Below are 9236 nucleotides of genomic sequence, written 5' to 3'. Positions count from 1 at the left end.
CCAATCGATATCGAGTTGCGCGGCGCTTGCCGGCCCAGCAGTCCACGACTCCCAGTCATCGCCTATATCGACTAGTCTGCAGCCAATAGGCGCAGTTCGAGCCGGTTTGGCCTCCCACACAGGCTTTTGCATGCTCTGTGAAGAAGAGGTTATCTTCTGCCCGGTATCGTCAAGAACGTTTATGGTGTACCGCCAGCCCGCCGGCGAGCGCGGGGACGAACTAGCCTTCTCAGCTGTGTACACGACAACGTGATACCTCGGATCATACTCATACTCAGTCTCCGCCCCGGTCAGCGCATTCTCAGCGCCTCTCAGGTTCCCGTATGCGTCCCATTCGTACTTCATGGAAGCCGCCGCAACTGCAGGGGCAGTCCCACACTGTACCGTCGTATCCTCCTGGATCAGCATCTTGCCGTCGTTGTACCGATAGACCGTCTGGAGGTGCGGACGAAATCCTGGACTTAGCGGTCAGGAGGTAGTCCATGTATTCGTATGAGGATCGGATGAAAGCAGTGAGACTCTATATCAAGTATGACTTCAGCGCTGCTGATACCGTCCGGGAGCTAGGATACCCAAATCGCAGAATGCTGGTCCGATGGTATAAGGAGTGTCAGGAAACAGGTGAATTGCGCAGGCAATATACGAGGCAACTCCCCTGCAGAATGGACTCTTCTTGCGCCAATACGACTGATTGATGAGAGTATCGCGGCTATCCAAAACCTCGCGCGTCCAGCACTGACACGGCGTAACCCTCGCGGGTTGCCCTTGTTCATCCATGCACTCGTTGGAAAGGGCAAATCTGAATGATGTCTTTTCAATCCACTGACCGTTGCCGCCGAGGGAGTACACATTCGCAGCGTAGGCACCTGGTTGCCAGCGCCACTGATTATTCGACCTCTGCTCGAACTGCACAACCACTGTCTTCGTCTGATGCCCATCTACAACAATCGCCATCGTTGGATGCGCGTGTTTCTCGATTTCGAAGATAGTCACATACCTGGGCTGTGATCCAAACCTTCGTGCCTGGAAGGCGCCCAGTCTAGTTCTAGTTACCACTACTGCAGTATCCTACACTATTCCCGGCTGCGCACCTGCATTGTGAATAGTCAGTACAATCGCAATCACTGGACGATGCTTGTGCTTTGGGGCGGTTCGTTCATCATCCAGCGAAAACACCAATGGCTTCTGCCATCTGAGACTTGCTGGAATCAGAGACTCGTACAGTGCGCTTAAGAAGGAAATAGCAACTGCACAGGACGATAAGGCAATCGAGACCCAATCGAGTATGCCACTAGAGTCCATTATCCCACTCTCACCTCTACGCTCATTATGGAATATCGCCGTCGGCTGACACCGTTCTTCACGGTTATTGTTCCGGCTTGACGGGTGCTTATCTACGAGCTTGGCAACAGGCCGACGATCGCGATTTGTACTGGTGGTCAACAGTCTCTTTCGCGCACGCAACCGACCTGAACACGGCGGAGCTGGCCTCAAAGATGCTGGAGTCCAGGGCCCATCCGATGCTGGCTTGCCTCCGCAAGAACGTCAAGGCCATTCTGGAAAAGGAGGATGGTCAGAGTTACCCTCGACGAACCGGTCAACAATTCCCCTTGGTTCGTGATAGTCCCCACGTGACCCGATTGATCCGTGAAGCTAAGCTGCGGCTGGATGCATCCACAGAGAGATCTGGCATGCCGGAACGGATACTCCGTAAGCTACTACGGGTTGAGCCGATTGCTCAACGAGCCGAAGGAGCCGCGGCACGTCGAACCCGTGCCTCGAATCTGTCCAAACGCGGCGTACTATCTCTTCATCTTCTATGTACGCCACTTGCACTATGTCGAGCATGTCGAGGATCATCAGGACCGTCGGTTGCATTATTGTATCTCGCTTGCCAGGTATCATGACGGACGTGCCCCCGGCTTCAAGGTTTTTGCGCACCCGCCTCCCCAGGAGGGTAGCTATGAGCAACGCCATCAGTAGGAGCACGTACACCCCAATGCCCCTATGCGGCTCTGCTTCTGGAGGAAGATCTGGCCGAGCAGGTACACGGACTCTTGAGGAAGCTGAATCTGGCTTCCACCCTCGGCCGTTGCTTGCACTCCCCCAATAGCAAGTGTCAAATGGCTGAGTCAATGATGCCTCAAGCCCTAGCACCAGCAAGCAGGCAAAACCTGTAACTTCCCTCAAGATGTTGAGAAGCTCTAGACACCGCTCCATATACGACGCGTTGCCGCATCCGGTCTCTACACATTGCCAGTCTCATCTGGGCCAACGCTTGTCCTCTGGCCAATCCCCATCAACATTGCAAGCATGCGGTCCGCCCCGCGCCGCATTCTGAGCCATTTTCTCGCAACCTGATACAAACCTCTCAGCATCCACATCCAGTAGTGGCAACGGCAAGCTGGCAATGAGAGTCCGCCCCTCGTTCACATCAACGCTCGCAAACCTAAAGGTTGGCTCGAATGAGTCTGGCAAACTGCCAACAAACACCATGTACAATCCTAGTCTCCCAGCATCAATCTTAAGAGCTGCTGGCCGATAGTTGCCTACCAAAAAGGTAATCCGCTCCTCGCCCAAGCGTACCCCGCACCTATACGGAATGTGTTCTTGGAGCCAGTGGAAGGCTTCTTCCGCCAACTGGCGATACGGGGTGCTCAGGAACAGAGAATCAAGCGCCTCACTGAGGCTGATAAGCGTATCAGTTTCCTTCCAAAGCTGCTGCCCTGTCATTCATCATCCCTCCCCGACCACCATTCATTGCCCCAGGTCAAGCTGCTGCGATGGAAGTTGCATCCCGCACCAGCATTCCGTTCGGCCCCCCCGTTCCGGATACGAAACCCGGTCACACTGCAAGGCTCGGCTTCTCTGCAACCTTCTAGGCTTGGTATTCGCCTGGCTGACTGCAGCTAAACCTGAAAAGGACACACCTAGAGTCGAGCGAATCGCTATGGATCCGAAAGACTCGTTAGCCCTCTTGAGTCTCTCTTTCCCCAGACGCGGCATGCCACGCCCAATGTCTGGTACGTGCGGAAGTAGTATAATGTATTATACTACTATTTCTCAGTATTGGAGGTGATGTTATATGGCAAAGACTCAAGGCGGCAAGAAGATCGTGCCAGTAAGGCCTCATAGCCGCGCGAAACCAGGGCAGACCGAGAAGACTGTTCAAGTGAGACGTCATCGCCGGTCAACGCCCGACTGAATGCAATCGGGTAGGTGGCGGGATTGCTCCCGCCGACCTCCCACACCACCGAGCGTACGGTTCCGTACCACGGCGGTTCATGTAGCACTCTGGAATCGTCGATGCTGATTGAGCAGCGACACGAGTCCAAATGAGTCAAAGAAGGACTTCGGGAAAGCTTGGTTCATGTGTGAGGATCCTGCATTCCACCAGGGGCCTCGCCCATTGGTGGCGGACCTCCATGCGCGCTCCTCCGTCAGTCCACGTTTCATCAGGTTGCGTGCTCGCGTATAGGAGCGTTTCCACTGGCGCCAGAGGATGCACCGAAGCTTGCGCCGGAGCCATCCGTCCAATTCCTCGAATACGTTCTTCACCTGCGCCAGCTTCAAGTAGTTGCTCCAGCCGCGTAGGATCGGGATGAGCGTATCGATTGTGCGTCGCAGACTGCGCCCCCTGCCGCGTCGAAGGATCTCCTTCACCTTGCCTTTGAAGCGTTTCGCGGACTCCGGGGCCACTTTGAGTCGCGGCTTCTTGTGAAACGTCATCGAGTAGCCGAGGAACTTCCTTCGCCACGGGCGATCGACCGTGCTCTTTTCCCGGTTGACTCGGTCGAAGAACTTCTCCAGGTCCATGGCGGCCACCCAGCGCTTTCCGGATTCCACATGCGCCTGCGCTTGCAGGACCGCATCGTGTGCGCTTCGTCCAGGCCCAAACCCGTAACTGTATTCGGAGAAGTATGGCTCGAAGAGCGGCGACGTCGCCTGATGCAACGCTTGCTGAATCAGCCGATCCAGGGCCGTTGGGATGCCCAGCATGCGGGTCCCTTTGCCCCCCGGTTTCGGTATTTCTACCGTTCGCACGGGGGCCGGCCTGTATGTCCAATTCAGCAGCTCTTCCTTGATGCGAGGCCATTCCCGGCGCAGGTAAGGAAGCAGTTCATCGACGGTCATACCGTCCACTCCCGGCGCTCCTTTGTTTGCCTGTACCCGGCGCGGCGCTCGCGTCATGTTCTCGCGTTCGACCACCGCGTTTACCAGTTCCGACTCTTCCGGGCGGGAGGGTTCTCTCCTTGCCGCGACGTTTGGCGCGCCCTGCCCGTGTTTTCGCAGATTCCGTCCGCTATCTTCCGGGTGAGCTTCCGGCCTTCAGCCCGGTCGAAGGGCCTACTATGCCGTCTGCTGACTTCTGCCGACCCATCCCGTCGCCTCTCGACGACGGTAGCACATGGCAGGTCGGCAGACCTCCCCGGGTAATGCGCTCTCACCTTCACGCTTTCCGTGCAGGTATTGGGCTTTGAAGATAATTGACCTCTCACCCAGCATGGCCGCCTCGTATGCGATTTCTGTTCGTCAGGCCAGCGCTTTGCCTGCGGCTTCCTTCAGATCTCACCTCACAGTGAACACCCTTGCCGCCCGGCTAACAGTTCCCCCTGCCGGGTCTGTAGGGGACTTGCACCCCCAAGTGAGTGCGCCATGCCGGGCGCACCATCTACGAAGAAGAGGCAAGAACCTCGCCTCTTCTCCTAACCCCAAAAGGGGTATAGCTCTACGGACACAATCCCGAACGAATGCAGTCTTGCGACCTTCTTCCGTGCAGGTATTGGAGGTGTTGACACATGAAATATGTTTCTGTAGTGCGCTATCGGCAGGAAGAAAGAGCAGCCCTCAAGCAACTCGCTCTGAGTTCGAAGATCATGACTGCGATGTCCACGCACACATCCTTGCCTCTCCGCGTTAGGCCACCGGCATGCGCAGATGCTCCTTCTCCAAATCAGACCCCACCGCGTTGTTGCGTAGGGCTGTTTGACATTCACCCGATGGACGCACAAGTGAACGACAGATGCATCGCGGCAAGGGCGAAAGCACTCCGCGAGGGAGCACGCGCAATAGGCCGTGCCCAGACCACGACCAGGCGATTGTGCTCGGTCAGTGAGGTATCAGCCATAGACGTGGTATCATATCGCTGTCGCGACCGTAGTCCATCATTTCTGCCCTTCAGACAAGGGCCGCCGACCAGAATCGCCTGCACCCATTTCGCCAACTTGCTTGAGACCAAAAGGCTGCGGATCGGGTGGTGCTGGAGGATCTGTACCGCCGCCATCCTCGGATTTCTGCATACGCGCCTTCGGTTGCTCCTGTTTCCCAGGTTGACAAGTAACGTTCAGATGCTCCATCCTCCTCTCTGTGTGAACGTCGCTATCCGTGAGGTGGCATTTGTGCGGCGTTCAACCTATTTCTTCACAGGGGGACGCACTGTGACATTCTTGTCAACTTGTCCTTGGGTACCGCGCTCTTCCCTCGCCAATGGGAACGGCTTCGGATCCGGCGGAGGTGTGGCAATCGGCCCCGACTGAGTCCCTGTGCCGGATGAACCTCCAGGCCTGGATCCGCCGCTTTCCTGCGTCATTCTACATTCACCTCCCAGTGTGGCAATCCCCGCTATTGCCATGATCGCCGATGAACAGACGAGAGTACCCTGCGTAAGCAACATGCCGCCAAGGCAGTTCTATGCAAATCCTTACGCCAGAAGCTCGACAAGTATTGTCACAATAGTAAAGAGAGCTATGACGAAGCTGATGGTAAACAGCATATGAGCTCGCTTATAGTGGCCGATTTTCTCATCGGCGGAGCGCCCTATTGAGGTGACCGCTTCATGCCATGTAGCTATGAGCCTACCCCCGCAATCTTCTGGTTTCATCGCAAGCACCTCGCCCTTGCGTAGGTGCCCAGTATCGGGTCTCTGATAATCAGCAATCGTTATCACCCTAAGGCACTCGATTACTCCTCCAGCGAGGCAGATAGCCGTTGCAATAGCCGGGCCAATCATCCACGGTCTAGTTGATGAGGCGTCAAGTAGGCCGCGACTCGCCAGACCAGTAAGAATGCCAGATGCCGACAGTATCATACTAGCTTTCCCCTCTATGGTTCGGACACGACTATGTTCAGATTCGTACACCTCAATCAGCGTATTCAGCACTAGCGATACAGTCTCCAGCTTGTGTCCCGATACGGCAGTACCATCCGTGTCTTCCCTAGAGCAATCACACATGCGATCATCTCCTTGCCGTACTTGCCCAATGGCAATTAGGGTCTGTCTGTACTGACGCTGCCAATGGTTGTCGGCCAACATACAATGCGCACAAAACCTGCTTTGTGCCGTCAGTCAACCCCAGTCCGTTTTTCGGCGCGTACTACGCAGGCCCTGGCATGTACATCATGTACAGATCGCCTGCTAACGCGCCTCAGTGTGGCCAGCTCCCTCGCCACAAGAGCAACCCTGACAAGGACAGAGTGAGAACCACATCACCGGATCTAGCCTCGATGCAAATCCATCGTTCATGTGGGTGCGGATCGGAGTGTTGGTCGATGCGAGTTACCGCTATCCGCAATACTCAGAGTTCTCTATGAGTCATTCGCGATATACCTCCATAAACCTCCACAGGATCCCAATATCCATACAATCCTTACACATTCCTCCTGGATACCCTTACCCACCGAAACTCGCCCTGGGTATTCACACACTCACGGCACACAATCGCGGAGCATAGTCGCAGATTATCGGTGGAGCGCTCAATGGCACAGCAAACAAGATGAAATTGGCCAGTACCTCAGGCCAAACCGACGGCAGTCCTTGCGGCGAGGTTGGGTGCCCCATTGATGCCAGTCTCGAAGACCATTCCCAAGGACTGATTACGGTGTTTGCGCCGTCACGGGCTGGATATCGCACATAGGCCGGCGTAGGTGTAGGCATACACCGTTCAGCGTCTACTTCTCTGAAGCGCTATTCTCGGTCCATTGGCCAGCCCTGTTGGAGATCTATTCGCGACGACCGCGAGCGGCTGTGCACTCATCCATGTTTCGCCATCTGCCTGAAGCGGCTAGAGCGTATCTGCAGGAGGTCGATGCGCCAGACCGGGCGATTCGAGTCCGAGCCCTGAGAGACGCGCTGAAGACCTATAGCATGGATCAGGTGGCGGAAGCGCTTGAGGCGCTGCCCGCCGACAGGCGATCTAGCCCTGCGAATCTCGAGCTCAAGCTCTATTCGCTCCGCCCGGAGAACCGGACTCCCGAACCCATAGCCGAGGGCTACACGCTGCTGGAAGTGGCCGCGTACGATCCGGATTCCACTCTTTACGACCGGCTGCTGCCGATGCGGCTGGAGGGGGTGGCACCGAGATGAAGTCCGCTCTTCTCCAAGAGCAGTGCAAAGCGCTCAAACTTGGCTCGGTGAGTCGGATCTACACGCAAATTGCCTTCAAAAGCAGAGAGCAGTTCCTGACGGACCTTTTCGCCGAGGAACTGAAGACACGCGAAGACAACCGAAACCGGCGCAGACTGAAACGCGCAGGCTTCCCCCAGACGAAAACGCTGGAGGAGTTCTCCTGGGAGAACATCGTACTGCCCCCGCAGACCACGAGAGAACACCTAACAGAGCTGGGCTTCATCGATGCCAATGAGTCTGTGATCTGCATGGGCGGCGTGGGAACGGGCAAGACGCATCTTGTGATAGCGCTGGGACTAAAGGCAGCCCTAAGCGGAAAGGAGGTGCGCTTCTTTCAAACGGTCGATCTGGCCAATCGCCTGCTGGAGAAAAACGCAAAGGGAACTCTGGGAAGCTTCACGCGGGACCTCGATTCATGCGATCTGCTTATCGTGGACGAGCTGGGCTTCTTGCCCTTGCACCGCCACGCGGCCGAGCTCCTATTCCAGGTAATAGCTAATTGCTACGAGCGTCGAAGCGTGGCCATCACCATGAACCTTGAATTCGGACAGTGGAACACAGTGATCAACGATAACCGGTTGACCGCGGCGCTCATCGACAGGCTCGTCCACCACGGACACGTGCTGGCGTTCACCGGCGAGAGCTACCGACTACGGAATGCTCTTTCACAACTAAACGCACCGAGAGAATCTGACGGCGTGGGCTCCGGGCAGTAGACCCTCAACCGGACGGCCTAGCCCCGAAGGGTACGAAGACCCAACCCCAGGCGCGGCGGTTAGCCTATGCACATTTTGGCCGCCGAACTATGCACTTTCTACTTGCCAAACAGACCTGTACCTGGCAGTTACTGTCTTGTACCCTTTGCTCTGATAGTGTATTGTCAGAGAGGGGGCCAGGACGATGTCAGTCAGGGCCTACTCTGCCGGACCCGCGGCCATGATTGGCCAGGTTATTAGGGAACTCGGCATAGTCGAAACGGTAGATAGCATGGTACGATGGGACCCCGGGCAGTGTAGGCGTTCGCCGGGGACGCATGTCCTTGCCATGCTCACTAATGTCTTCATGGGCCGCACTGCGTTGTACCGGGTAGACGAGTTCTATGAATTGCAGGATATTGCGGTTCTGTTCGGGGCCGATGCGTCGGCCGACGACTTCAATGACTCCGCATCGGGCCTGTACGAATCCAGTTCGCCCGATGATGAAGTGTTTTTCATTGCACATGGGTACAACCGGGATCACAGGCCCGACCTCAAGCAGTTCAACTACGGCCCCGTGGTCAACGGCGAGGGTATACCTTTGCTGGGCTACGCTTCGGACGGCAATGAGTCGGACAAGGTTTGGAACAGGCGGGTGATCGAGGAGCTGGCGGAGGGGTTTGCCGATCATCTCACAAACTTGGTCTACGTGGCCAACTCCGCCGCGGTGACCAAGGGCAACCTCGACCTCATCGCCGGCAAGGGCATAAGGTTCATCTCGAGGTTGCCCGCGACGTTCGCTCAGCCCATATTCTGCACCCTTGCACGCTCGCTCCTTGGGATTTCAGGGGCTGAGTGTTTCGCGCGGTATTGTGACGTAGACAGACGGCGATACTCCCAGGGCCCTGAACATCTTATCTGGGAATAGCCTGGATTCCGACAACGCGCGGACGCCGTCAGGAAGAATCACGACTATGACGGCATCGAACACCTTGTCCAGGGTTCGGCCCAACACGGAGTCGTTGAAGTCCTCTGCCACAGTTTCGGCTCCAAACAGAATGGGAACGTCCTGCAGATCGTAGAACTCATCCACTCGGTAAAGCGCGGTGCGCCCCATTAAGATGTTGATGAGCATA

8 protein-coding genes and 1 pseudogene are annotated in these 9236 nt (G+C 56.3%); 4 read left to right on the top strand and 5 right to left on the bottom strand.

Annotated elements, in window-relative coordinates:
* A partial coding sequence (locus VB144_14795; protein MEA4884896.1) for a hypothetical protein occupies positions 1-345 on the bottom strand: 345 nt, incomplete at its 3' end.
* A gap of 137 nt (positions 346-482) precedes the next feature.
* On the opposite strand from VB144_14795, the pseudogene VB144_14790 reads away from it, so the two are divergent.
* Positions 483-629 (top strand): annotated as a pseudogene (locus tag VB144_14790) (integrase).
* A 1024-nt stretch (positions 630-1653) separates the two neighbouring features.
* Here the strand turns inward: VB144_14790 and VB144_14785 are convergent.
* The 3 genes from VB144_14785 to VB144_14775 all read right to left on the bottom strand — a co-directional run bounded on the left by VB144_14785 (position 1654) and on the right by VB144_14775 (position 6232).
* The gene (locus tag VB144_14785) at positions 1654-1995 is read right to left on the bottom strand and encodes a hypothetical protein (GenBank protein ID MEA4884895.1); all 342 of its coding nucleotides are present in this window, start codon (positions 1993-1995) and stop codon (positions 1654-1656) included.
* Between the two features lie 1287 nt (positions 1996-3282).
* Complete coding sequence (locus tag VB144_14780; GenBank protein ID MEA4884894.1) at positions 3283-4134, bottom strand: group II intron maturase-specific domain-containing protein; 852 nt, start codon at positions 4132-4134, stop codon at positions 3283-3285.
* Between the two features lie 1567 nt (positions 4135-5701).
* Entirely contained in the window at positions 5702-6232 is a 531-nt protein-coding gene (locus VB144_14775; GenBank protein ID MEA4884893.1) for a hypothetical protein, read from the bottom strand.
* 804 nt (positions 6233-7036) lie between these two features.
* Here VB144_14775 and VB144_14770 point away from each other — a divergent pair.
* From VB144_14770 to VB144_14760, 3 genes are all read left to right on the top strand, one after another.
* Positions 7037-7363, top strand: a complete 327-nt coding sequence (locus VB144_14770) for a hypothetical protein (GenBank protein MEA4884892.1) — start codon at positions 7037-7039, stop codon at positions 7361-7363.
* The gene (gene istB / locus VB144_14765) at positions 7360-8121 is read left to right on the top strand and encodes an IS21-like element helper ATPase IstB (protein MEA4884891.1); all 762 of its coding nucleotides are present in this window, start codon (positions 7360-7362) and stop codon (positions 8119-8121) included. The genes VB144_14770 and istB overlap by 4 nt, the downstream gene beginning before the upstream one ends.
* A gap of 184 nt (positions 8122-8305) precedes the next feature.
* The gene (locus VB144_14760; GenBank protein MEA4884890.1) at positions 8306-9028 is read left to right on the top strand and encodes a DUF4277 domain-containing protein; all 723 of its coding nucleotides are present in this window, start codon (positions 8306-8308) and stop codon (positions 9026-9028) included.
* Here the strand turns inward: VB144_14760 and VB144_14755 are convergent.
* The coding region (locus VB144_14755) for a DUF4277 domain-containing protein (protein MEA4884889.1) at positions 8945-9236 on the bottom strand (292 nt) is incomplete at its 5' end. The genes VB144_14760 and VB144_14755 overlap by 84 nt on opposite strands.

This window comes from Clostridia bacterium, assembly GCA_034926675.1.
GTDB lineage: Bacteria > Bacillota > DTU025 > DTU025 > DTU025 > JAYFQW01.
The sequence above is the reverse complement of the archived record's forward strand: the minus strand, read 5'-3'. Positions and strand labels throughout refer to the sequence as shown.

Coding starts and splice junctions, on each gene's coding strand:
- VB144_14780 (MEA4884894.1), bottom strand. CDS start 4,134: ATGACCGTCGATGAACTGCTTCCTTACCTGCGCCGGGAATGGCCTCGC.
- VB144_14775 (MEA4884893.1), bottom strand. CDS start 6,232: ATGTGTGATTGCTCTAGGGAAGACACGGATGGTACTGCCGTATCGGGA.
- VB144_14770 (MEA4884892.1), top strand. CDS start 7,037: ATGTTTCGCCATCTGCCTGAAGCGGCTAGAGCGTATCTGCAGGAGGTC.
- istB (MEA4884891.1), top strand. CDS start 7,360: ATGAAGTCCGCTCTTCTCCAAGAGCAGTGCAAAGCGCTCAAACTTGGC.
- VB144_14760 (MEA4884890.1), top strand. CDS start 8,306: ATGTCAGTCAGGGCCTACTCTGCCGGACCCGCGGCCATGATTGGCCAG.